At 55.6% G+C, this 24,081-nt stretch carries 15 protein-coding genes and 2 pseudogenes; 10 read left to right on the top strand and 7 right to left on the bottom strand.

The annotated features are described in order from the left end of the window. Position 1: 1 nt before the first annotated feature. Positions 2-1,918: a hypothetical protein gene (locus AACY18_RS12730; RefSeq protein WP_339465021.1), complete on the bottom strand. Its 1,917-nt coding sequence runs from the start codon at positions 1,916-1,918 to the stop codon at positions 2-4. A gap of 77 nt (positions 1,919-1,995) precedes the next feature. Further along, complete coding sequence (locus AACY18_RS12735) at positions 1,996-2,667, bottom strand: hypothetical protein (protein WP_339465022.1); 672 nt, start codon at positions 2,665-2,667, stop codon at positions 1,996-1,998. A gap of 469 nt (positions 2,668-3,136) precedes the next feature. On the opposite strand from AACY18_RS12735, the pseudogene AACY18_RS12740 reads away from it, so the two are divergent. Further along, positions 3,137-3,820 (top strand): annotated as a pseudogene (locus tag AACY18_RS12740) (IS5 family transposase); the annotation flags it as partial. 388 nt (positions 3,821-4,208) lie between these two features. Here the strand turns inward: AACY18_RS12740 and AACY18_RS12745 are convergent. Together AACY18_RS12745 and AACY18_RS12750 are read right to left on the bottom strand one after the other, a co-directional pair. Beyond that, complete coding sequence (locus AACY18_RS12745) at positions 4,209-4,817, bottom strand: hypothetical protein (RefSeq protein WP_339465023.1); 609 nt, start codon at positions 4,815-4,817, stop codon at positions 4,209-4,211. A 99-nt stretch (positions 4,818-4,916) separates the two neighbouring features. Continuing rightward, entirely contained in the window at positions 4,917-5,114 is a 198-nt protein-coding gene (locus AACY18_RS12750) for a hypothetical protein (protein ID WP_339465024.1), read from the bottom strand. On the opposite strand from AACY18_RS12750, the gene tpiA reads away from it, so the two are divergent. Genes tpiA through AACY18_RS12765 form a run of 3 tightly spaced genes read left to right on the top strand, consistent with a single transcriptional unit; the run spans position 5,113 to position 9,430 of the window. Beyond that, positions 5,113-5,961 carry a triose-phosphate isomerase gene (gene tpiA / locus AACY18_RS12755; protein ID WP_339465025.1) on the top strand — a complete coding sequence of 283 codons (849 nt, stop codon included), beginning with the start codon at positions 5,113-5,115 and terminating at the stop codon, positions 5,959-5,961. The two genes, AACY18_RS12750 and tpiA, sit on opposite strands and share 2 nt — an antisense overlap. A gap of 2 nt (positions 5,962-5,963) precedes the next feature. Next, positions 5,964-8,390 (top strand): phosphoketolase family protein, encoded by a 2,427-nt coding sequence (locus tag AACY18_RS12760; protein ID WP_339465026.1) that lies wholly within the window; start codon positions 5,964-5,966, stop codon positions 8,388-8,390. Beyond that, entirely contained in the window at positions 8,387-9,430 is a 1,044-nt protein-coding gene (locus tag AACY18_RS12765; protein WP_339465027.1) for a class I fructose-bisphosphate aldolase, read from the top strand. The genes AACY18_RS12760 and AACY18_RS12765 overlap by 4 nt, the downstream gene beginning before the upstream one ends. Here the strand turns inward: AACY18_RS12765 and AACY18_RS12770 are convergent. Then, the gene (locus AACY18_RS12770) at positions 9,417-10,106 is read right to left on the bottom strand and encodes an HAD family hydrolase (protein ID WP_339465028.1); all 690 of its coding nucleotides are present in this window, start codon (positions 10,104-10,106) and stop codon (positions 9,417-9,419) included. The two genes, AACY18_RS12765 and AACY18_RS12770, sit on opposite strands and share 14 nt — an antisense overlap. Positions 10,107-10,314: 208 nt before the next feature. Between AACY18_RS12770 and AACY18_RS12775 the strand changes: the two genes are divergently transcribed. The 6 genes and pseudogenes from AACY18_RS12775 (at position 10,315) to AACY18_RS12805 (ending at position 21,325) form a co-directional block, all read left to right on the top strand. Next, positions 10,315-10,962, top strand: a complete 648-nt coding sequence (locus AACY18_RS12775) for a BON domain-containing protein (protein WP_339465029.1) — start codon at positions 10,315-10,317, stop codon at positions 10,960-10,962. A gap of 58 nt (positions 10,963-11,020) precedes the next feature. Then, positions 11,021-15,950, top strand: a pseudogene (locus AACY18_RS28050) (glucoamylase family protein); the annotation flags it as partial. Positions 15,951-15,963: 13 nt separating this feature from the next. Further along, positions 15,964-16,587 (top strand): GH36-type glycosyl hydrolase domain-containing protein, encoded by a 624-nt coding sequence (locus AACY18_RS12790; RefSeq protein WP_339465032.1) that lies wholly within the window; start codon positions 15,964-15,966, stop codon positions 16,585-16,587. A 195-nt stretch (positions 16,588-16,782) separates the two neighbouring features. After that, a complete protein-coding gene (locus AACY18_RS12795) occupies positions 16,783-18,453 on the top strand; it encodes a BCCT family transporter (protein WP_339465033.1) in 1,671 nt (556 codons plus the stop codon). Between the two features lie 101 nt (positions 18,454-18,554). Then, positions 18,555-19,676: a mechanosensitive ion channel family protein gene (locus AACY18_RS12800; protein WP_339465034.1), complete on the top strand. Its 1,122-nt coding sequence runs from the start codon at positions 18,555-18,557 to the stop codon at positions 19,674-19,676. A 161-nt stretch (positions 19,677-19,837) separates the two neighbouring features. Continuing rightward, on the top strand, positions 19,838-21,325 hold the full coding sequence (locus AACY18_RS12805) for a SulP family inorganic anion transporter (protein WP_339465035.1): 1,488 nt from the start codon (positions 19,838-19,840) through the stop codon (positions 21,323-21,325). Positions 21,326-21,353: 28 nt separating this feature from the next. On the opposite strand, the gene AACY18_RS12810 is transcribed toward AACY18_RS12805, so the two are convergent. Both AACY18_RS12810 and AACY18_RS12815 read right to left on the bottom strand, forming a co-directional pair. Continuing rightward, complete coding sequence (locus AACY18_RS12810) at positions 21,354-22,076, bottom strand: 3'-5' exonuclease (protein ID WP_339465036.1); 723 nt, start codon at positions 22,074-22,076, stop codon at positions 21,354-21,356. After that, positions 22,076-23,950 carry a DUF294 nucleotidyltransferase-like domain-containing protein gene (locus AACY18_RS12815; RefSeq protein ID WP_339465037.1) on the bottom strand — a complete coding sequence of 625 codons (1,875 nt, stop codon included), beginning with the start codon at positions 23,948-23,950 and terminating at the stop codon, positions 22,076-22,078. The genes AACY18_RS12810 and AACY18_RS12815 overlap by 1 nt, the downstream gene beginning before the upstream one ends. Positions 23,951-24,081 lie beyond the last annotated feature (131 nt).

Genomic DNA, 24,081 nt, shown 5'->3' on the forward strand with positions numbered 1-24,081 from the left:
GTTATGAGCGATTTAATAATTTTTTTAGATCAGGCATCAACGTGGGAATTAATGTCTGCAATGGTACGCTGACTTTTTCCGTTTCGCCTGCAAACACGACCACTTCGTCATCATTGGTTAACTCTGGGGCAACGTCCACCGTAAGCGAAGATTTACCTTTTTCTACTTCTATTTGTACACGCTTTAGTTCAGATGCTACTGCGGATTTTTTCCCGCTTTTGGACGCAGCTATTTCCTGATTCTTATACTCTAAATACTTTAAAACTGGGTCATCGGAATCTAGTAGCTGCAATAATCTTTCAGAGCGTAGCTTGTTAATGGCCTTGCGCGTTTTTGCGCTATGCCTGGTAACACCCCACTTACCAGCCGCACGCAACGGGCCAATGGGGGAGCCATCTGGGAAATACGCTTGAACAATACGAAGATCTTGCTCGTCGATATGGACAAATATTTTCTTGCCGTTTAACCAAGCAGAGTCACGGAGTACCGGATTACTATAGCGGACACGGTCGATAGTAATGAAAGGTCGAACACCCTTGTCTATATAACACCTTACCGTGACTTCCCGAACTAAACGATAATGAGTAACCTTATCGACTTTATGAATAGGCAGGACTCTATTTATCAAATGCCCCTCGTTTGCCAAAAGCTTTTGTCTCAAATAATCCATGGGACTTAGAAAATTCAGCCCTTCAGTTTTAAGCGCGTTATGACGACCAAAATGATAGTGAACCATTTCCTCCAACTCGTCAGCGACCATTTTGAGCCTGATCGCTATTTTAACGCTATCGCGTCCTTCTTTAGGTTTTGACCCCGTTGTATTGGGAAACCGTTGAAAAATTGATAATGCCATGTTTCGGAAAGTACGCTCTACGTTTGGACGAATTTCAAAATGACCTGGTGCGCCATAGCACAACGAAAAACCTAGTTCCTTCCTTAGATCTTGGGAAATTGCGCCAGCAAGGTTTGACAATGCATTGTCTGGCATTATCACTGTTGGGAGAGCATGTCGCATTTCTGGTATTTTTTCCGCTGGAAAGCCTCCACCATCTGGCATAATCAATCCGAGTGTATGGTTTACCGGTGCGGGCAGCACTTCCCTTAGACTTTCAGTAATTAGCCGAACAACGTCAGCAGCGCACACTTCAGAGCTGTAAACAACCAGATACCATAAAACAGCGGTTGAAGCGCGCTCAACAAGAGCTAGCACGTTGATTCTCTTCATCGGGACATAAACCACAAGATCTTCGAGGCTTCTCACGCCAATAACAAAATGCGCATCAATCTTATAACTGTCAACTTCTACGACGGAAAGAATTTGATTTATAAGCAATATAGGGTCTACACCATTACTTACACTAAGATGTGCTTTCGCATGTTCATCCCCACGCACGATGACAGCTGAGTCAAAATTTGTAGCAATGTAATCACTCAGATACTTGGCTATAGAACGATATCCCAGATAAGTGGTATTGAACGGCCAAGCATCTCGGGGATAATCACAACGCTTCAGATAGTCGATGAAGCTACGATGCAGCGCTTGAGCCTTAATCGCGTGTTCGTGAATGCCTTGCCGTTTGCCTCTCTTTAGAATCTTGTCGTTCAGATGATCTTCTAATCCAGGGCAGCGGCGAAAGAGCTGATGCAATGCGCCCGCATATCCGGACTTGGATTCGGGAAGTTTAGATTCTACGGGTGCAGTTCTGACATACCCTAAAATTGATAGGTTGGGGATAAGCGCCCTGTATCCAAAAACTATTCCTTCTGGCGACAGTTTCATACACCTCGTTATTAAACGATGGATACCTTGCGAAGTAATTCCGGTTAGCTGATAAATAGTCGCAAGTGGCTCTCCTTCGACATATAAATCTAATGCTTTTTTTCGGCTCAAATATTTCTCACGGGTCTTGGGTTCCATTGCTTCTAGCAGAACCTCTGCCCATGGTTGAGTTGCTAGAAGATATTGAACAATGTCAGATCTAGACTTTCGCTGTCTCACGGCAATCTCCACTTGCTTTTCCGACCAAACTCATTCAGCTCAAGATCGAGAATTAACTGCCCAGACAGAACCATCCTGCAACAGATGCCGATTATTATCATGACATCAATACCATGGCACAGCTCAATTAAGTCCTGCACTGTTCCATTCTTGAAAGATCTAACTACATTGGAAATATTCTCGGTCTCAGCCTTCCAAGTACCATCGCGAATCTGCGCAACAAATGAAACAACCTTGAGCAAGCGTACACAAAATGTAGCTTGAGCAGCCAGATAACCTTCATGTACTTGGACATAAGTCACCTCAACTTCCTCTCCCACCTCACTTAGGAAAGGAATACGAAAGCATTTCGTTTCGCTCGCGCCGGAAGATAAATGGTGAAATTCAAATGGCCGATCACTGTAGTCGACTTTGATGACTTCTACGGATGAATACTTATCTTGAGCACCGTCTAACTTCAATGAGGCTTGATACCCAAAGCTGAAACACTCAATCAAAGGATCGACCTCTAACTTAGCCAGCCAATATATCAGCTCGCGATTACTCGCAAGCGACACGTCAGTGTTTAATTTATTGCTATAAACCAACCATAGATTATTCCTAGTGTTGGCTCTAAAGCCGCGCGAGGACATCAAACCTTTACGCAACTTACTTTTCAACGACGCCATGTGGCCTTCCATCTTTTCGTACAGTGCACATGCATAAAAAGTAGACCACGAGAACAGATGGGTTATATTTTTGCGAAATAACAAAATCAAGATTAATATTTAATCATATATATCAAAACTGATATATATCCGATTTTAATTATGTCAATTAACGCCTAAATGTTATATTGCGGGATCGGCATAAGATACTGACAAGCTTGTAATTCGTATTGCGCATCAGAAGGCGGGCAAGGCGCCTTGAATTATAACTTTGTTTCTTCGCCGATAAACCCCATGCCGCTACCTGAATATTGGCAACTCAACATTAAACACGCGATAGATGGAAAACACGTATTCGCCATCGATGCAGATGCCGGGCCGACGCTTTAAAGTATGAGATGGGACTGAACAGGAAGTTCTCCGTCGCGTTAAATTTTGTACGAAAAGTCGGTGGAGGGAGAATTGTCGCCATGATTGGCGGGAGTCTCAGATGGCGAAGCGTTACGAACTCTCCGACGCATCGTGGGAGTTGATCAAGGATCTGGATTCTCCCGAGCAGAAATGAGTCGCCGACGTGATGAGGATCGTCTGGTACTCCACGAAATCCTTTGGATGTACTCGGGCGCTGCCTAGCGCGATCTGGCGGAACGCTTTTGGGCCCTAGTCGACATGTCAGCGTTTTCGTGACTGGCACAACAACGGTACGTTCGACCGGAAACTGGAACGCTTTTTCATTCGACTCAGCTAGGAAGGACTGATCGAACTGGACACCTGGATGATAAGCCCACGGCGATATGAGCACTCCGAGCCTCTTAAGGCGCCGGAAGAAAGGAAGGGCCTGAAGAACCGCTAGGCCATGCTGTGGGGCGCAGTCGAGGCGGCCTGATAATCAAAATTCATATGGTTGCGACGCCAGTGGCGTGCCATTGCGCTGCACGCTTTCACCGGAACAAGTCAGCGATATAGCCCGCCCCCCAGGCGTTGCTGAATCAGATACGAATTCCCGGACAGCCGTGGCGACCACGCAAACGCGATACATGGTTGATAGCTGACAAGGGCTACCACGCACAACACCTGCGCAACTATACGATCGTTACCTAAACCTGTGATGCCGCTAAGGGCAATGCCTCACAAACTCCGATTTGGCTCGTGTCGACTCTTTGATCGTCCAAAGTAACGGCAGCGCAACATCATTGAGGGGATAAAAGTGGCTGCGATCGGTGACGCTGCGTTAAAAACAGGCTCAGGATACTCTTTTCAACACTTGGAATCGAAAGCGCCCCCGGCCCTTCCTCGCCGTTTTTGGTTGTCTGACCTTCGCTCGCCGACTTTCGTAGATAACCTATTCGCTGCGTTCCTTCACGTATCGGATTCCAGGTCATACACCTATTCATCGATTTCCTTCAAGCTGACTCGTTGTCATGTCGTTGCTTCAATTTTGATGAAGGAATAGCGATCCTAAAACTTGAAAAATCTTCTAAAACTAGCCTCTAACTTACTGAAAATTAAGCCAGTTGCCTGAGGCGGGTTGGGAGTCGTATTTGCTTCAACGTACTCCTCGATCATGAAGTGCCGCTAGGCTCGACAAAACGCTTTTCGATGAAGTCGGCCAACGTCAAGCCACTGCTCTTGAAATCTCCGGTGTATACGACCCGGCCACCATTGATAGCTGCATCATGGATTGGACCTTTCTTTCCTAGCTTTGCACCTTTCTTCTGGTCAACGGTGATCAGAACTGAACTCAGTGAGGCCACAGCCTGAGAAACGTCCGCTTCATTTTTTCTCAGGACCGAGGATTTACTCTTCGAAGCGCCGATCACATAACGCTTAGTATTCTCGCGCTGACGCCAATCTCGCTCGATATCAGATTCAAAGGTGCCTTGGCCAAAGCCGCCATAACGAGCAGGATCATCGGGGCTTTCTCCACAATAAAAACCAAACACGCAGGTGGTCTCAACCTGACGGCGCTCGATGCTATTGCGGATGAACTCCTTCAAGGGCCGCTTATCAACACCTTGCTTGGACTCGTCAGGGATCTGAAGCAGCTCTAATTCAACCTCGCGAGTGATGAACAAAGAAAATCTCTCAGCAGGTAACTCGACGCAAAGGTCGTAGTTATTGTCGAAAAAAAAGTCCCATGCACAACAATCAATCGTTACAGGTATGGTCATCTGATCCTCGTTATTCTTCGTTGCTGAAGCAAATTGTAGCCTTCCTAATAGTGGAAACTAATAACCTGAAGATATAACTACACTAAATAGCAATTTAGTTTAGTTATAAACAAGGAGCTTGCCTAAGTCCTTGCTGACGCGACCTGCCGCTTCACCGCCCTTGCCTTTCAGTTCGCTCCTGTCGTTGAGCTTGGGCAATAACACGAGTCGAGCGCAGCGTGCGCTGGCGCACAGAACAAAGCGCTGTTCAAGCGCATCGTCGAGCCTTATTGATGAGCCTTGCGGGATGGTTTTCATGACGATGCTTGACCCAGCACAAGCGGTTCATCCGCCCAATGTCGATCCTGTGTCGCTCCAGAAGTACCGGCAGCCGCTGATCGCCGGCAACTGGAAGATGAATGGCATGGTGGCCCAGCTCAGTGAAGTTGAAGCGGTGGCGACTTCGGTGCAAACGAAGCAGCCACCGGTCGAGGTTTTGATGTGCCTGCCCGCGACGCTGATTGCGCAAGCGGTGTTGACGGCCGCTGGCCGCATCGCCATTGGCGGTGAGGATTGCAGTGGCGATATTTCGGGGGCTTTTACCGGCGACCTCAGCGCAGAGATGCTTAAGGGGGCCGGCGCCAGCGCGGTCATCGTTGGGCATTCGGAACGCCGCCAACATCACGCGGAGACCGATGCAATCGTGGCGAGGAAGGCAAAAGCGGCGCGGCGCGCAGGTCTTCTGGCAATCATCTGCATCGGTGAAACGAGTGAACAGCGGCTGGCAGGGAACGCCATGTCCGTCTGTGGTGATCAGATCGCCGGGAGCGTGCCTGAAGGCATGACGGCGTCCAACGCGGTGATCGCCTACGAGCCTCTCTGGGCGATCGGATCGGGCCACATACCAACGTGCGAACAAATCATTGAAATGCATGCGCACATCCGGGCCTGTCTGACCCAGAGTCTGGGGGCTGAGGGTAAAAACCTGCGCATCCTGTATGGCGGGTCGGTCAAACCGGCCAGTGCCCACTCCATCCTCACGCTGCCGGAAGTCGGTGGTGTCCTCGTCGGCGGCGCCAGCCAGAAGTCTGCGGATTTTCTTGCGATCTGCCAAGCAAGCACGGCCACGTCTGCTCATTCCGCCAATTTCCCAAAGGAACAGTGACCATGAATGATGCGATCACGTTGACGCAAGAGAGTGAAAACGTAGAACTCCCCGGCCTTTCAGCCGCTGATGTCCCAACATTGGGTGCAGAAGAACTGCAGCGGATGAACGCCTACTGGCGCGCCGCCAATTACCTCTCGGTCGGCCAGATGTACCTCTACGACAACCCGCTGCTGCGCGAGCCGCTGACAATGGCGCACGTCAAGCCGCTTGTTGTCAGTCACTGGGGCACGACACCGGGACAAAACTTCATCTACGTCCATTTGAACCGAGTCATCAAGAACCACGATCTGGACATGATCTACGTTGCCGGTCCCGGCCACGGCGGCCCGGCAATCGTGGGCAACGTTTACCTCGAAGGCACCTGGAGCGAGGTCTATCCGGATGTGGGTGAGGATGAAGCCGGGCTGAAGAAGTTGTTCAAGCAGTTCTCCTTTCCGGGCGGTATTTCCAGTCATGTCGCACCGACGACGCCAGGCTCGATTCATGAGGGGGGTGAACTCGGCTATTCGCTCAGCCACGCCTTCGGTGCCGCATTTGATAACCCTAATCTGATCGTCGCCTGTGTCATCGGCGATGGCGAAGCCGAAACCGGCCCCTTGGCTACGGCGTGGCAGTCCAACAAGTTTCTCGATCCGGTCACCGACGGTGCGGTGCTTCCGATCCTGCATTTGAACGGCTACAAGATCAGTAATCCGACGGTACTTGCGCGCATCGGTCATGACGATCTGGAGCAGTTCCTTCGAGGCTCCGGCTGGGAACCGTACTTTGTTGAAGGCGACGACCCAATGACGATGCACGAGTTGATGGCCCGTGCCACTGACAAAGCCATCGCGCAAATCCAGCAATTGCAAACGCACGCCCGAACGACCGATACGCCCACACTCCCCCTCTGGCCGATGATTGTTCTCAGATCGCCCAAGGGCTGGACCGGGCCGAAAGTTGTCGACGGGCTGCCTGTCGAAGGGACCTTCCGCTCGCACCAGGTGCCGTTGCTGGTCGATGCCAATCACCCTGAGCACGTGGCCGAGCTTGAGCGCTGGATGAAGCGTTACAAGGCCGAAGAACTGTTCGATACCAACGGCCGATTGATCGAAGAACTGGCTGAAATGGCGCCCAAAGGCCTGCGGCGCATGGGTGCCAATCCAAATGCCAACGGCGGTCTGTTGCTACGCGATCTGCACATGCCCGACTTCCGTGTGCACGCGGTGCGTGTCCCCTCCCCCGGCGCCGTCTTCGCCCAGGACACTCTGGTACTCGGTGAGTTCTTCAAGGACATCATCCAGCTGAACCCCGACAACTTTCGTATCTTTGGCCCGGACGAGACCATGTCGAACCTGCTTGGCGCCGTCTTCAAGGTCACCAACCGCCAATGGGATGCGGCGACCGTTTCAAACGACGAGTTTCTTGCACCGGCCGGCCGCGTGCTCGATTCGATGCTCAGCGAGCATCAGTGCGAAGGTTGGCTGGAGGGCTACCTGCTGACCGGTCGGCATGGGCTTTTCAATAGCTACGAAGCCTTTATCCGTATCATCGATTCGATGTTCAGCCAGCATGCCAAATGGCTCAAGGTCACCAAAGAGCTGGCGTGGCGGCGGCCGATCGCCTCGCTGAACTATCTGCTCGCCTCGCACGTCTGGCAGCAGGACCATAATGGTTTCACGCACCAGGATCCCGGCTTCCTCGATCATGTGATCAACAAGAAAGCCGACATCGTTCGCGTCTATCTGCCGCCCGATGCGAACTGCCTGTTATCGACATTCGATCACTGCCTGCGCACCCGCAATTACGTCAATGTCGTCGTCGCTGGCAAGCATGCGTTGCCGCAATGGCTGACCATGGATGAGGCAATCGTGCACTGCGCTCAGGGCGTTGGCATCTGGCAGTGGGCGAGCAACGATCAGGACAGCGAACCGGATGTCGTCATGGCTTGCTGCGGCGATACGCCGACACTGGAGATTCTGGCGGCGGTGTCCATCCTGCGCGAGTTTTTGCCCGAACTGAAAATCCGCGTGGTCAACGTCGTTGATCTGATGAAGTTGCAGTCCGCCAGCGAACATCCGCACGGGTTGAGCGATGCGGACTACGACTCACTGTTCACCAAGGACAAGCACATCATCTTTGGCTTCCACGGCTACCCCAGCCTGGTGCACCGGCTTACCTATCGCCGAAACAACCGCAACCTGCACGTACGTGGCTACAAGGAAGAAGGCACGATTACCACGGCGTTCGATATGCGCGTTCAGAACGACCTGGACCGGTTCCATTTGGTACAGGACGTTGTCGACCGCCTCCCTCATCTCGGCAGCCGGGGGGCTTATCTGAAGCAGATGGCACGGGACAAGCTGGTCGAACACAAACTCTACATTAATGAGCACGGCGAGGATCTGCCGCAGATTCGTAACTGGAAATGGGGGGCGCCCGCATGAACGCTGTGCAACTTGTCGACACGGCGCGCCAAATGCTGGCTAACGGCAAGGGCCTGCTGGCGATGGACGAAAGTTCACCGACTTGCAACGACCGCTTCGCTGCACTCGGCATTACGCCGTCTGAAGCGTCGCGCCGTGCCTGGCGTGAACTGCTCATCACGGCGCCGGGGCTGTGCGAGAGTATCGGCGGCGCCATTCTCTACGACGAAACAATCCACCAGAAGTGTACCGACGGCACGCCGTTCGTGAAGGCGCTGACTGACGCCGGCATCCTGGTCGGGATTAAGGTTGATGCCGGTGCGAAAGCACTGGCGGGGCATCCCGGCGAAAGGATTACCGAAGGGTTGGACGGTTTGCGTGAGCGTTTGCAAGGCTATGCGGCCATCGGTGCGCGCTTTGCTAAATGGCGCGCAGTGATCTCAATGGGCGCCGATCTTCCCAGTGCGGCGTGCATCGTGGCCAACGCCCATGCACTGGCGCGCTACGCGGCCCTTTGCCAAGAGGCCGGGCTTGTCCCCGTGGTCGAACCTGAAGTGTTGATGGCGGGTGATCACTCGCTACGACATTGTGCCGACGTCAGCGCAAAACTGCTGCACGAGGTCTTCGAGCAGCTACAGGCACAGGGCGTGCTGCTCGAAGGCATGGTGTTGAAACCGAACATGCTCCTGCCGGGCCTGAGCTGCCGCCATCAGGACAGTGTCGACGAGGTCGCCGACGCCACCGTGACGACCCTGCTACGTGCCGTGCCAGCCGCCGTGGCGGGCATTGCGTTCCTGTCTGGCGGGCAGAGTCCCGAGTTGGCTTCTGCGCGGCTGAACGCGATGAACCGACGCTTCAAGTCGCGATTGCCTTGGGCGTTGACGTTTTCTTTCGCGCGCGCAATCCAGCAGCCAGCCCTCGAGATCTGGGGCGGCGACCCCGGTAAAGTCGCGCAAGCTCAACGTGCGTTACTGCACCGCGCCGCCTGCAACCGGGCGGCGCGGCAAGGTGATTACTCGGTCGACATGGAAAACCCGGTAAACCTGATCATCGGCGCATAGCCGGCGGACACAGGTGCGAGAGATCAAGCGTGGCGAGATCGCCGATGCACTCAATCGTTAAATCGGCTTGCGGGTGGGCGGCGATGATTCGCGGATCCATCGCGTAATGGCCCTGTCGCACAAAAACGCTGGTCAACCGTTCACCCCATATGGCCTTCATGGCCGCCAGAATCGCCAGCTTGTCGTCGACCATCACGTAATGCCGGGCGGGATAGTGGCGTTCTACGGCCTGTAGCATCTTTTCCTTGTGAACATAGACCAATGCACGGCCCTCCATGGCCTGCCACAGACCTGAGCGCTGTAACTTGCGCGGCTGTAAAACCACATCGCCGTCGGACAGGATTACGGTCAGGCCGTACAGGCCCAAATGCGTGATGACGTCCATTGCGTGGGGATAGAGTCGATCGGCAAACGGGTAGTCGATGAGGAAGGATGACATCAACAACAGTCTTTGTTCATCCGCACTGCCCTGCCCAATCTCCAGCCGAAAGCGCTGCAAGGCACCCAGGTAATCGACATAGCCGAGCTCTTTGCGCAACGCGTTGAAGACCGCCCAGTATCGCTGTGCAAGGACGTCACCCAATTGCGCCTTCAAGTGCCGGTGAAAATCGGCGACAACGCGGTCGCCGTCCAGCAACGTGTTGTCGACGTCCAGCAGGAACACCACGTCAGCCATCATCGGCAGGCTCGTTGGGCTTGACCGACCTGTAGCAGTGCATCTGGGGCAGTGCCGTGAGGATTCAAGGCGCGACGCTCCTTTGTGGTGTTGGCAGACGATCAGGCAGCGTGCGCGAGGTCGTTGCAGCACGTCTGTGTGCTGACGCACAGACGGCTGTTTTTCTTGAGGTCACTGTGGCTTCGGGCAAGCGCCAAAAGGATTGATGATGAATGACCTGACGTTACGCAGAACCATTCTGGACGAGCTGGAGTTTTTGCCGCACATCGATGCTGCGGCTATCGGTGTCACCCTCGAAAACGGTGTTGTCGTGCTCCGCGGGCATGTGCGGACTTACGCTGAAAAAATCGCCGCTGAGCGCGCCGTCCAGAGCGTTAAAGGCGTCGTCGCCGTGGCCGAGGAACTCGAAGTGCGGGTGTCCGGCGCTCACACTATCGATGATGGCGTGATCGCCTCGCGTTGCCTGGATCTGATCCGCTGGGACACGGCGATTTCCAAGGAACCCATTCACATCAAAGTGCAGCACGGGTGGGTAACGATTGAGGGAAACGTGGAGTGGCAATACCAGAAAGACGCCGTGAAAGCGCTCATACAACAATTGCAAGGGATTGTGGGCATCGACAATTGCCTAGCGATAAAGCCTAAAGACAGCATTCAAGACATCAAAACACTTATCGAAGAAGCCTTGGCACGAAGTGCCGAACTGGATGCCGGCAAGATTCACGTCACGGTTCATGGCAATCAAGTAACGCTCGAAGGCACTGTTAACAGATGGCTCGAACGTAAAGCGGTGGAACACACAGCCTGGGCAGTACCCGGTGTCTATCGTGTAGAAAATCACCTGCTCATCAGTTGACCCAGCACCGCGCGCGGTTATCCGGGTGTGCGCGCGCATGTCTCAGATCAGGAGAAATATGACCAGCATAGGGACACGCATCAGGCTGTTGTTACCTCGTTTGGCTGCCTTTTGTCGAACCGGCAAGTTCCCCAGTCTCAAGTTCGCCTATGAGCCGATTCTGCGCGCCGAACTGTTCAATGCTGACCAAATGGCCAGTCACGGCATCGCTCTGGCCAACCAGCATCAGGTCAGTGCCGTGTCTTCCCGCGACGCTCTACTGGGCAGGCTGGACGACAATGAGGTGGTGCTCAACCGCAGTTGCACCGCGCTGACACAGGCGCAGTCTTCCAGTCGGCCTGTCACCCCGGCCGCCGAGTGGTTACTGGACAACTACTTCCTCGTTGAAGATCACATTCGTACCGCCAGAAAGCATCTGCCCAAAGGCTATAGCCGAGAGTTGCCACGCTTGACCAACGGCCCTTCCGCGGGCCTTCCAAGGGTCTACGACATTGCGCTGGAAACGATCTCCCATGGCGACGGCCGATTCGATGAGTTGAGCCTCAGGCGCTTCATCGTTGCGTATCAGACCGTCATGCCACTGGCACTGGGGGAACTGTGGGCGATCCCGATCATGGTGCGCCTTGCATTGATCGAAAACCTGCGCCGAGTGGCGTCACGGGTAATGGCAAATTCGGACGACCGAAACAGGGCGGACGACTGGGCCGAACGTCTGATCGAGGTCTCCGGTCGCGATGTAAAAAATGTCGTACTGACCGTCGCCGACATGGCCCATTCGGGACCCCGTTTGAGCGCAGCGTTCGTCGCCGAGTTCGCCCGCCGCTTGCAGGGCCAGAGTGTGGCCCTCGCCCTGCCCCTCAACTGGATCGAACAAATACTGGGTGAAACGGGCTCCAGCACAGAGCGTCAGGTGCACCTCGACGCGCAGCAACAGTCTGCCGACCAAGTGTCTATCAGCAATAGCATCGCAAGCCTGCGCCTGCTGACGGCCACCAATTGGCGCGAGTTCGTCGAATCGATGAGTCATGTCGAACAGACCCTGAAGAACGACCCCGCCGCCGTTTACCCATTCATGGATTTCGCCACCCGCGACAGTTATCGACACATGATCGAACGGCTCGCCAGGCGTAGCCATCGCTCAGAGATCCAGGTGGCTCAGATCGTCGTGGATCTATCGGGACAGCAGCACGCCGCGGCACTCGACAGTGCGCTGCACAACCACATCGGGTATTACCTGATCGGCGCCGGCATCGGTGCTCTTGAGCAAAGGCTTGTCGCCAAAGTGCCTCTGCATGAGCGTTGGAAACGCCTTCTGCAGTTTTCTCCTTTGGTGTTTTACCTGACACCGGTTGGCGTTCTCACGCTGATTTTTGCCTTGCCATTGCTCGCATCTGCAAGTCGCGACGGACTGCCCGACGTTGCCTTGCTGGCGCTGGCAGTGCCCTGCCTGATCATGACCAGTCGCCTGGCCATCAGCCTGATCAACTGGCTGGTGACCTTCAGCCTGTTGCCCACGATATTGCCGAAGATGGACTACGCCGGCGGTATTCCTGAGGAAGCTCGCACGCTGGTAGCCATTCCTTCACTCATCGCCACGCGTGCCGATGTCGAGGAGTTGGTAGAAGGCCTTGAGGTCAGGTACCTGGCCAATCGTGACGGCAATCTGTTTTTCGCCTTGCTCACTGATTTTCTCGATGCGCCAGAAGAGGTCGAGGTTCACGACGCACAATTGCTGGCACTCGCCGCTCAGGCGATCAACCAGCTCAATCGTAAATATGCTGAAGGCACGGTCGACCGGTTCTTCCTGTTTCATCGATCGCGTTGCTGGAATCCCGGCCAACAGGTGTGGATGGGGCATGAACGCAAGCGCGGCAAACTCAATGACCTCAATGCGTTGCTGCGTGGCACGGGCGAGACGCGTTTCACGACGATTGTCGGCGACATACGCCCCCTTCTGTCCGTGCGTTACGTGCTGACCCTGGATACCGATACATTGCTGCCGCAGGATGTTGCTCGCCAATGTGTGGCCGCCATAATGCACCCACTCAGCCGGCCCTTGTTCGACACTGGCAAGGAAAAAATCGTATCCGGTTACGCGTTGTTGCAGCCGCGTGTCGGCATCAGCCTGGCGAGCACACCACGCACCCTGTATTCCCGGCTGTTTGGTTGTGACGGGGGTGTCGACCCCTACACCCGTGCGGTGTCGGACATCTATCAGGATCTGTTCCAGCAAGGGTCTTTCATTGGCAAGGGCATCTATGACGTGGATGCCTTTACCTGTGCGCTGGAAGGCTGCCTGCCCGATAACCAGATACTCAGCCACGACTTGATCGAAGGCTGCTACGCACGCTCGGGTTTGCTCAGCGATGTGCAGTTGTATGAGCAATACCCCTCGCGTTACAGCGCCGACATTAAACGCAGGCATCGCTGGATCCGTGGTGACTGGCAGTTAGTCCCATGGCTGCTCCCTTGGGCGCAATACACGAGGTGAATGGACGCGCAATCGCTTGGGTGTCATGGCGCGCTGGAAGATTCTCGACAATCTGCGGCGCAGCCTGGAGCCACTGGCGTTGCTGTCAATGCTGGTCTGGGGCTGGTTTGCCAGCAGTGAGCCCTTGGCCTGGACATTGGCGGTGGTCGGTTTGCTCGTCATCCAGCCGTTGCTCAGAACCCTTACCGATGTCCTGCAACCGCCGCTGAACGTGCCTTATCGGGCGTACCTCAGAGCCCTTCTTGATGGGCTGGCACAAGACCTCGCACAAGTCTGCGCCACCATCGCCTGGCTGCCTTTCGAGATGTACTACAGCGCTGGCGCTATTGCGCGGTCGCTGTGGCGGATGTTTTTCAGCCGGCGTTTGCTGTTGCAATGGCAACCGTCCCGCGAGGTGGAGCGCAGTTCGGCGAATCGGCTGTCCGGACTCTACCGCGAGATGTGGTTTGGGCCAGTGCTTGCGCTGATCGCGCTGGCCGGGTTATTGACTGAACCGCTCAGGCTGGCCATTGCCGCCCCACTGCTACTGGCCTGGTTGGTCGGCCCATGGATCGCCTGGCGCCTGAGCGCCAAACCTGAGCACGCGACATTCACCCCTTCGCCCGAGTCGTTGAACTTTTTGCGGGTGCTGGCCCGTCGAACCTGGGCGTTTTTCGATGAGTACGTAGGCCCGCAGGACAACTGGTTACCGCCGGACAATATTCAAGAAGAACCTAAAGCGGCGATTGCCCACCGCACCTCCCCCACCAATATGGGCATGGCGCTGCTCGCCCACCTGGCGGCCCACGACTTCGGTTATTTAAGTACCGATCGCCTGTTGCAACGCTTGGCCGCCTCATTGGACAGCATGAATGCGCTGGAGCGTCACCGGCAGCATTTCTACAACTGGTACGACACGCAGACCTGCCAGCCACTGAGGCCGCAATACATCTCGACGGTGGACAGCGGCAACCTGGCGGGCTTGTTACTCACTTTGCGGGCGGGCCTGGTGCAACTGCCGGATCAACCACTCTTCGACCTTGGCGTCATTAAGGGCCTGCAAGACACGTTGAACACACTGGCTGAAACCCAAGGTACGAAAGCGCTGTGTGATCAGCTAAGCCCGGTCCTTGAGCGCGCCGCGCAAACCATCGAACCCCATGCCTTGCTGGATCACTTGCAAACGGCTAGGGCCATCGCCGCCGCCGCGCAGGCAAACGCCGATGACGAAAGCGCCTACTGGCAGCGTGTGTTCACCGCTCAATGCGACGACTGGATCGCCACACTTGTTCGCTATCAACTGCCTGCGCCACTCAGCAACCACGAACCGTTCAGCCAAACGCTAAGGCAACTGGCCCGGCTCAACCGTGACGACTGGTCCGCCGAACACCATGATTGTATTGAGGCGGTACGTAAACGCGCCGGCGAGGCCATCAGCGTCCTGGACCGGTTGATCGAGCTGAGCGGCGACCTCGCGCAGATGGATTTCTCGTTGCTCTTTGACAGCAACCGCGATTTGTTCTTCATCGGCTACAACGCTGAAGAACGTCGCCTGGACACCGGCTACTACGACCTGCTGGCCTCCGAGGTGCGCCTGACCAATTTCGTGGTGATTGCTCAGAGCCAAATACCCCAACGGGCCTGGTTTACCCTGGGCCGATTGTTAGGCGTCTATGCCGGCGTACCGACCCTGATGTCCTGGTCCGGATCGATGTTCGAATACCTGATGCCGTTGCTGGTCATGCCCAACTATGACGGCAGTCTGCTCGACCAGACTTGTCGTGCCGCCGTCACTCTACAGATCGAACAAGGCAAAGGCCTGGGCATCCCTTGGGGCGTATCGGAGTCGGGCTACTACATGCTCGATACCCACTTCAATTACCAATACCGAGCGTTTGGCGTGCAGGCGCTGGGCCTAAAGCGCGGCTTGAGCGAAGACGTGGTGATAGCGCCCTACGCCAGTGCCCTGGCGCTGATGGTAAATCCCGAGGCGGCCTGCAAAAACCTGCAACGCCTGGCGAGTCAGGGGGCGGCGGGACGTTTCGGACTTTACGAAGCCGTTGACTACACCGAAGCCCGATTGCCGCGAGGCCAGCGGTTCGCCTTAGTGCAATCGTTCATGGCTCACCATCAAGGCATGAGCCTGCTCGCCTTGACGAGCGTACTGCTCAACCAGCCGATGCAACGTCGTTTCGAGTCCGACCCGGCATTGCGATCGGCCCTGCTGTTGTTGCAAGAGCGCGTCCCCAAGACCGCAGAGCCTTATCTGCAAACCGAACAACCGACAGCCGTGGGTGACAAAGGTCTCAACCAGGACAACACACTGCGTTTTTTTGCCCATCCAGGGCATAAGCGCACCGCCGTTCAATTGCTCTCGAACGGCAACTACCATGTGATGCTCAGCAGTGTCGGCGGCGGCTACAGTCGCCGTAGCGACATGGCCGTGACGCGTTGGCGCGAGGACATCACGCAAGATAATGGGGGCACGTTCTGTTATTTGCGGGACATCGCCAGCGGCGAGAATTCGCGCCGTGTTACTGCTTGATCCGCCGTTTGACAAAGGCGAACAAGACCCCGGTTATATCAAGGGCTATGTGCCAGGTGTGCGAGAGAACGGCGGACAATACACCCACGCCGCAATCTGGGCGGCAATGGCATTTGCTCAATTGGGCGATACCGAAAAAGCCTGGGAATTGCTGAACCTGATCAACCCCGCCGACCCGCTCAACAACGCCAGGATCGAGACCTACAAAGTCGAGCCCTACGTGATGGCCGCCGATGTTTACGCCAAAGCCCCCCACGCCGGACGGGGCGGCTGGACGTGGTATACCGGCTCGGCGGGCTGGATGTACCGCTTGGGGGTGGAGTCACTGCTCGGCCTGCAACGCAGTGGCAACACGCTCAGGATCGAGCCGTTGATCCCGCAGGATTGGCCCGGGTTTACGCTGACCTACCGCTTCGGTGCAACCCAGTACCATTTCCAAATCAATCAAGGCACGACAGACACCACCTCAATGACGCTTGACGACCAGCGCGTTGAAGAAGATGCACTGTTACTGATCGATGATGGCATCGAACACCGGGTTCACATCGAGTGCCGCGTTCGCTCGCCTGGCCGGCAGCAGCGCGAGTATGCGAAAGCGAACGATGAGTAGATATATCTGTCGACGTATAGGTGTCTGGACAAATCTATTCATTTCTACGTCGATATTGATTGGAGATTTCGATGGATTTTCGGGATTTGTGTCAAAACTTGTTAGGATAGAGCGGCAAATTTCTCGTTTAAACATAGGAACAGCGGGGCTACAGACCATCGCACGCACAAGCGTGCCACTACCAAGGAGGCTCTCATGGGGAAAAACCCTATGGATGATCTACCAGCTAATTCTCAATCTGCCAGTGAGGATGGCATCCCGGCTCCAAGCGGAGCAGCCAATCTGATCGATACCGACTACGTCATCGGTCAAGACAATATCAAAGGTGAGTTTTCGTTCTCGCTCGATATCCACGGCAAAGTTTTCATCATCTCGGCAGCCACGATCGTGCTCTTCGTCATCTTGACGCTGGCACTGCAAAACGAAGTAGAGCCACTCTTCAGTTCGATCCGTAACTGGTTGACCAGCCATTTGGCCTGGTTCTTCATGAGCGTCGCCAACATCTTTGTAGTGCTGTGTCTGGCGTTGATCGTTTCGCCACTGGGAAAGGTTCGGTTGGGCGGCCGCGACGCCAAGCCTGATCACACGTATCTGGGCTGGTTTTCAATGCTCTTCGCTGCCGGCATGGGCATCGGTCTGATGTTCTACGGCGTTGCCGAACCCATGTCGCACTACGCGGCCTCGATGGGGGGCGTCACGCTCGACGCCAACGGGGTTCGTACTGACTGGGCACCTCTGAGTGGTGCCGCAGGCGATATGAAAGGCTCAGCCGAACTGGCCATGGCCACGACGATCTTCCACTGGGGCCTGCACCCTTGGGCGATTTACGCGATTGTTGCTCTGTCGCTCGCGCTGTTCTCCTATAACAAAGGCTTGCCACTGTCGATCCGTTCGATCTTTTACCCATTGCTGGGTGAACGGGTCTGGGGCTGGCCGGGGCATATCATCGATATCCTCGCGGTATTCGCGACACTGTTCGGGTTGGCGACGTCCCTGGGCATCGGCGCGGAACAGGCCGCAGCGGGGATCGAATATCTCTTTGGCATCAAGTCGACGAATCTCAGCAAAGTACTGCTGATCATCGGCATTACCATGGTCGCGTTGTGGTCGGTGCTTGCCGGCCTGGACAAGGGCGTCAAGGTGCTGTCCCAGATCAACATGGGCCTGGCCTTGCTTCTGCTCGGGTTCATCATTGTCGTGGGCCCTACCCTGGCCATCTTCACGGGTTTTTTCAAAAACCTGGTGAGTTATGCCGAGTATCTGCCCGCCCTTTCCAATCCTTTTGGACGAACCGACACTGAGTTCACCGAAGGCTGGACGGCGTTCTACTGGGCGTGGTGGATCAGTTGGTCGCCTTTTGTCGGGATGTTCATTGCCCGGGTGAGCCGTGGTCGTACCGTACGAGAGTTCCTGATCTCCGTTCTGCTGGTGCCTACTGTGGTTTCGGTACTGTGGATGACGACGTTCGGCGGAACGGCGATTGATCAAGCGACCGTTCAAGGTTTTGTGGGCGTTAAAGATGCCGTCCTCGAACTGAAGCTGTTCGCCATGCTGGGGCATTTGCCGCTCAAGGAAATCACTTCATTCCTGGGCATTGTTCTTGTCATCGTGTTTTTCATTACCTCCTCGGACTCCGGCTCGCTGGTGATCGACACCATTACCGCGGGTGGCAAGGTCGACGCACCTGTTCCGCAGCGTGTTTTCTGGGCTGTGATCGAAGGTGTGATTGCTATCGCGTTGCTGCTCGGCGGTGGTTTGGTGGCGCTACAGGCCATGGCGGTCTCCACCGGTCTGCCTTTCGCTATTGTGCTGATGGTGGGATGTATCTCTCTGGTCAAAGGACTGCTGTCTGAACCCCGATCCTGATGCGTCATTGCTTTCAAATGGATAGGTAAGTTCGATTTACCTGCGAGACTGTGATTTGGTTGTTCGATTACATGTCTCGCAGGGCTTTACTGGAGACCTGCATGCTACAAAACACAATTGACCTCTTTGTAAATTACAGTTTTCTGGGGATCGCTTTAGGGCATTGGCTACTGGCGCTCCTGGCAACAGTCCTCAGCTTCATTCTGGCCAGAACGGCCATTCGATTTGCCCTCAAGAAAATCCGAAAGAGATCCTCGCTACCCGACGCTGACCTCAGTCACATCGCGCTCGAAGTGCTTTCGGTTACCAGCAACACCCTTTTGTTTTTAGCCTCGGTCCTTATCGGCATCGGCTTTCTTGATTTGCCTGAGCGCTGGCTGGGGCGTGTCAGCAGCCTGTGGTTCGTGGTTGCCGCCTTGCAAGCGGGCCTTTGGGCGAACCGTGCGATTGCACTGGCGCTAGCACGCTACTTTCGACGCCATGGCTCTGCCGAGACTTTCCAGGCCAGTGCCTTGGCAACGCTCAGCCTATGGGGTGCGAAAGTATTTCTGTGGGTCGTCGTGGTCATGGCAATGCTGTCAAACGTCGGGGTGAACATCACCGCCTTCGTTGCCAGCCTTGGCGTGGGCGGTATTGCGATTGCGTTAGCGGTGCAGAACATCCTTGGAGACGTATTCGCCTCTCTCTCCATCGCGGTCGACAAGCCTTTTGAAGTGGGCGACTTTATTGTCGTCGGCTCGCTGTCCGGTACGGTCGAACATGTCGGTCTGAAAACCACACGGATCCGCAGCCTCGGTGGCGAGCAGATCGTGATGGCGAATGCGCAAATGATCGGCAGCACCATACAAAACTATAAACGTCTGCAAGAGCGCCGCATTGTGTTTGAGGTTGGCCTGACCTACGACTGCTCTGCCCAACAGGTCAAGGAAGTACCGCAGCGGATCGAGAAAATCATCAAAGCGCAAAAGCTGGCGCGGTTCGACCGCTCGCACTTCCGCAGTTTCGGCGATAGCGCCCTGGAGTTCGAAACGGTGTATATCGTGCTTGATCCCAGCTACAACGTTTACATGGATGTTCAGCAAGACATAAACCTGGGGATGATGGACGCTTTTGCCGAACTGGGTGTGAGTTTTGCGTTCCCTTCGCGCACTGTTTATGTCGCTTCATTACCGGATGCCAAGGCGCCCGAGACGGCCAACATGGCCGCTGAACAGCACCGTTGATGCAGTGATCGAGCAAAAACCGGCCCGCCTCCCTGCTGCGGTCCAACTCTGCTGCACGCAATTTTTGCCGTAGCAAACCCACAACCAACTGGATACAGCCACGCCTGCATGGCTCAGCGCTCTGAGCTACGGGTCATGACGTGCCTGATATGGGTAAATGAATGCTTGAGAATATCAAAGCCGCTTGGCTATCAAACATCCGGGCGGATGTACTGGCGGGTCTCGTCGTTGCGCTAGCGCTCATTCCCGAGGCTATCGCCTTCTCCATCATTGCCGGAGTCGACCCCAAGGTTGGCCTCTATGCTTCTTTCTGTATCTGTACCGTCATCGCCTTTGTCGGCGGTCGCCCGGCGATGATCTCTGCGGCCACCGGCGCCATGGCATTGCTGATGGTCAATCTGGTCAAGGATCACGGTCTGCAATATTTGCTGGTTGCCACGCTCCTCTGCGGCGTCTTGCAGGTCATTGCCGGTTACCTGCGACTAGGCGAGCTGATGCGCTTCGTTTCGCGCTCGGTCGTGACCGGATTCGTCAATGCACTGGCGATCCTCATTTTCATGGCGCAACTACCGGAACTCACCGGCGTCACCTGGCCTGTCTATGCAATGACGGCTGCAGGTTTGGCGATCATTTACCTGTTCCCACTATTACCGGTCGTGGGTAAGGTGCTGCCCTCGCCTTTGGTGTGCATCCTGGTGCTTACCGCGATTTCCGTGTCGATGGGGCTCAATATCCATACTGTCGGCGACATGGGGTCGCTGCCGGACAGCCTGCCGATCTTCATGTGGCCTGAGGTGCCGCTGAATCTGAACACCCTACTCATCGTGCTGCCTTATTCCGCCGCGCTGGCGGTGGTGGGTCTGCTGGAATCGATGATGACCGCCACGATCGTCGATGATCTGACCGATACGTCCAGCGACAAGAGCCGCGAATGCAAAGGTCAGGGCGTTGCCAATATCGTGAGTGGGCTGATTGGCGGTATGGCCGGTTGCGCCATGATTGGCCAGTCGATGATCAACGTGAAGTCCGGCGGCCGCACTCGCCTGTCGACGCTCAGCGCGGGCGTGTTGTTGCTGATCATGATGCTCTTCCTGGGTGACTGGCTGGCGCGCATTCCGATGGCCGCACTGGTGGCGGTGATGATCATGGTGTCGATCAGCACGTTCAGTTGGGGCTCCATTCGCAACCTCAAGCAATACCCGCTGTCCACGAACGTGGTAATGGTTGTGACCGTGATCGTCGTCGTTGCCACCCACAACCTGGCCTTTGGTGTGATCGCCGGGACATTGCTGGCCGCGATGTTCTTCGCCAACAAGATTGCCCACTACCTGGACATCTCCTCAAAACGTGATCCCGAGCATCGTCACCGTACGTACTATGTGACGGGGCAAGTTTTCTTCGGCTCGGCAGATCGCTTTGCCAACGCGTTCGACCTCAATGAACAGCTCGAAACGCTCACCATCGATCTGCGCGAAGCGCATTTGTGGGACATCACCGCCGTCGCGGCCTTGGACAAAGTGGTACTCAAGCTTCGTCGCGAAGGCATTGAAGTCGATGTGATTGGCATGAACCGGGCGACAGCCACGCTCGTGGATCGATTCGGCGTGCACGACAAGCCGGATGGCATTGACACGCTGATAGGCCATTAATCGACAGCTCAAAGATTGAGAGGCGACCTCAGTTCCACAGCGCCTCAATCGGCGTCGACGGTGAATAGTGGTTGGCGATTTGTGCCTGCAACAGTTCGGCGGCCGCCAGGGCATCGGTCAAGGCATGGTGCGCGTGGTAAGCCGGCAGGTGGTAGCGCGCGCGACTGTCGGCCAGCCTTATTGAACGCCTGGGGCGGCGCAGCAGCCGGTCGAGCCAGGTTCGCTTTTGTCGATGCATGCGTGCTTCCAGCTGCATCGTGTCGATCACCGGAAATTGCACGCCCTCCCCCAACAGAAGGCGAAGCGCCTGATCGAGGAAGCCCCGCTCGATGTTTCGGTAATGCACGACCATGACTTTACCGGCCATGGCTTCCAGCAACGCCCCGACGATCTCGGAAAGTCGCGGGGCGTCCACAATATCGGTGTGGGTAATGTGGTGGAACGTCACCGACTGGTCGTTAAGCTCTGACGGCGGTTGTATGACCCAATACAACGCCTGACCGCAATGTATCCGCTGCAGCGTGAACGGGATCAGGCCAATGCTGACGATGCTGTGGGCCTGGGCATCAAGACCGGTCGTTTCAATGTCCATCGCCAGCAGTTGCACCTGCTCTATTGAGGTCTGTGCCGGCACAGCCCCGGCCTGATAGAACGTTTTCAGATGGGGATGGCAAGCGCCCTCTGCCAATACCTGAAACCTTGCAGCCCAGTCTATTTTCTCGAACTGTCGATCGACTTTTACGGTGTTCATTACGATTGACGCCCCTTGAGTGGGTAGCGGAATCGCAAGAAATTCTGCGCGTTGCTCAAGACCTGAAATGCATCTTTGAGGTTATGCCGTTCGCTGGTGGAAAACCGCTCCGGCTCGATGTAGTTGTCGGGCAGGGTTCCTTGCTCCAGCGCATCGGCCTGGTGCCGGATCCGGACCATGGACAGGAACTCCAGAGCGTAACGCAGGTGCATCAATGCGTCCGGTGGCATGAGCTGGGTATTGCTGATGGCATCGAGGCGATCAAAGGAGTTTTGCGCCGTGCTTGCGCAAGCAAGGGCGTGGATGCGAATAAGGTCAGTCAGCGGCGCAGTGCCTCGGCCCTTGAGGTTGATGATGCCCTTCTGCCGGCCGTCTGTTTCCACCACGAACGTGCGGAAGAACCCCAGCGGCGGCGTCCGATTAAGTGCGATCCGGGCCAGGGCATGGAGAAACCCTGGGTTGCGACTGGATTTACTGGCGCACAAATTCTTGAGCTCCTGCACTAACTCAAGTTGACCGTAGACCCCGTCCAGATCGAAAAAAATACAGCTGTTAAGCAAAGTGGCCGGATTGGGCTTTTCGATCCATTGCTCAAAGTACGTGCGCCAAACCCGCAGCGGTTGCCGCCATTGATCGTTGGTGGCCATGATTCCACCCTTGCAATAGCTATAACCGCAGGCGGCCAGGCCATCGCTGACAAATGTGGCCAGGCGCTTGAAGTATTCATCATGCTGAACGGGGTCGAATCGATCATCGAGTACCAGGGCGTTGTCCTGGTCGGTCACCAGCAACTGCTCGTCTCGGGCCATCGACCCCAGCACCATGAAGCAATACGGCACCGGTGGCGGCCCCAGTTGTTTCTCCGCCAACTCGATCAAACGCTGAGTGAAGGCACGGCCAACACCTGCAATCGCGCTGCCGATCATGTGCGCTGTAGCGCCGTCACGCACCATGCGGATGTAGGTCGCGCGCAGATCACGCAACAGTGATCGCAGGCCCTCGACTGAAGTTTGATTGGAGATTCGGTTGACCAGGTACAAGCTGCTTTGGGATTCGTACCGGATGATGTCCGACAGGTTGATCAGACCTAAAGTCCTGCCTTTATAGACGACCGGGAGGTGATGGATATTGCGTCGCAACATGACCAGCATGGCTTCGAATACCGAGTCATCGCCCTGGATCGCCGCCGGATCGGTCGACATGATTTCACTGATGCAGGTAGCACTGTCACTTCGTCCTTCAGCGACCACACGGGTACGCAAGTCGCGGTCGGTGACAATGCCGACCATTTCCGCTTGCCGCCCCGCGGGTCCCATGACCACGACACAAGAAACGCTTTGCTCGGTCATCACTTTCGCCGCTTCATGAACTGAAGTGTCGCTGCTCACCCATACCAGTTCACGCGATATCAAGGCGCGGCATTTCAACTGGATGAGTTCACTCGCGCGGCCCTGTGCCTCGACGGCGGTCTGTAGCCTTGAGTGACCTTCAGCCTCGACGAAGTCAGCGAACGCATCATGCTGCGCGCACAAGTCTGCGAACATATCGGCGGGAATAAAGTAGATCAGGCTGTCTTCGAGAGCCCTGGCGGGAAAACGAACTTTGTTGCTGCGTAATAAACCCGCCTGCCCGAAGATATCGCCCTCGACGAGGCGGTTATAGAGATCGCCGTTGCGCCGATAAATCTCCACGGCGCCGCTGCGCACGTAGTGCAAATCCTGAATGACGGCGCCGGCCACAAGAATTTCGCTGCCGGCCTTGAAATAACTGACGTCGATACGCCGGGCGATTGCGTCCAGCGACTCCTGAGGCAACTGATCAAAGGGAGGGAAACGATGAAGGTGGTCGCGAATCTCCTGTAACTCGATTTGCATGGAACCTCGGAGATGATCAAGAAAAAGATGACTGAGCCTGGCACCTGCCTATGGGGTCTGGCGCACTGAAGACAGCGCTTACCAGACCATATCCAGTCACGTTGTTCAACCTTTGGCAGTGATCACGTCGC

The organism is Pseudomonas sp. EA_65y_Pfl2_P74 (assembly GCF_963970575.1).
Lineage (GTDB): Bacteria > Pseudomonadota > Gammaproteobacteria > Pseudomonadales > Pseudomonadaceae > Aquipseudomonas > Aquipseudomonas baetica_A.

Excerpts from the sequence above, each read along its gene's own strand:
- AACY18_RS12770 (WP_339465028.1), bottom strand. The coding sequence starts at position 10,106 with ATGGCTGACGTGGTGTTCCTGCTGGACGTCGACAACACGTTGCTGGAC.
- AACY18_RS12730 (WP_339465021.1), bottom strand. The coding sequence starts at position 1,918 with ATGGAACCCAAGACCCGTGAGAAATATTTGAGCCGAAAAAAAGCATTA.
- AACY18_RS12810 (WP_339465036.1), bottom strand. The coding sequence starts at position 22,076 with ATGAACACCGTAAAAGTCGATCGACAGTTCGAGAAAATAGACTGGGCT.
- AACY18_RS12815 (WP_339465037.1), bottom strand. The coding sequence starts at position 23,950 with ATGCAAATCGAGTTACAGGAGATTCGCGACCACCTTCATCGTTTCCCT.
- AACY18_RS12735 (WP_339465022.1), bottom strand. The coding sequence starts at position 2,667 with ATGGCGTCGTTGAAAAGTAAGTTGCGTAAAGGTTTGATGTCCTCGCGC.
- AACY18_RS12805 (WP_339465035.1), top strand. The coding sequence starts at position 19,838 with ATGCTTGAGAATATCAAAGCCGCTTGGCTATCAAACATCCGGGCGGAT.
- AACY18_RS12745 (WP_339465023.1), bottom strand. The coding sequence starts at position 4,817 with ATGACCATACCTGTAACGATTGATTGTTGTGCATGGGACTTTTTTTTC.
- AACY18_RS12795 (WP_339465033.1), top strand. The coding sequence starts at position 16,783 with ATGGGGAAAAACCCTATGGATGATCTACCAGCTAATTCTCAATCTGCC.
- AACY18_RS12765 (WP_339465027.1), top strand. The coding sequence starts at position 8,387 with ATGAACGCTGTGCAACTTGTCGACACGGCGCGCCAAATGCTGGCTAAC.
- AACY18_RS12775 (WP_339465029.1), top strand. The coding sequence starts at position 10,315 with ATGAATGACCTGACGTTACGCAGAACCATTCTGGACGAGCTGGAGTTT.
- AACY18_RS12750 (WP_339465024.1), bottom strand. The coding sequence starts at position 5,114 with ATGAAAACCATCCCGCAAGGCTCATCAATAAGGCTCGACGATGCGCTT.
- tpiA (WP_339465025.1), top strand. The coding sequence starts at position 5,113 with ATGACGATGCTTGACCCAGCACAAGCGGTTCATCCGCCCAATGTCGAT.
- AACY18_RS12800 (WP_339465034.1), top strand. The coding sequence starts at position 18,555 with ATGCTACAAAACACAATTGACCTCTTTGTAAATTACAGTTTTCTGGGG.
- AACY18_RS12760 (WP_339465026.1), top strand. The coding sequence starts at position 5,964 with ATGAATGATGCGATCACGTTGACGCAAGAGAGTGAAAACGTAGAACTC.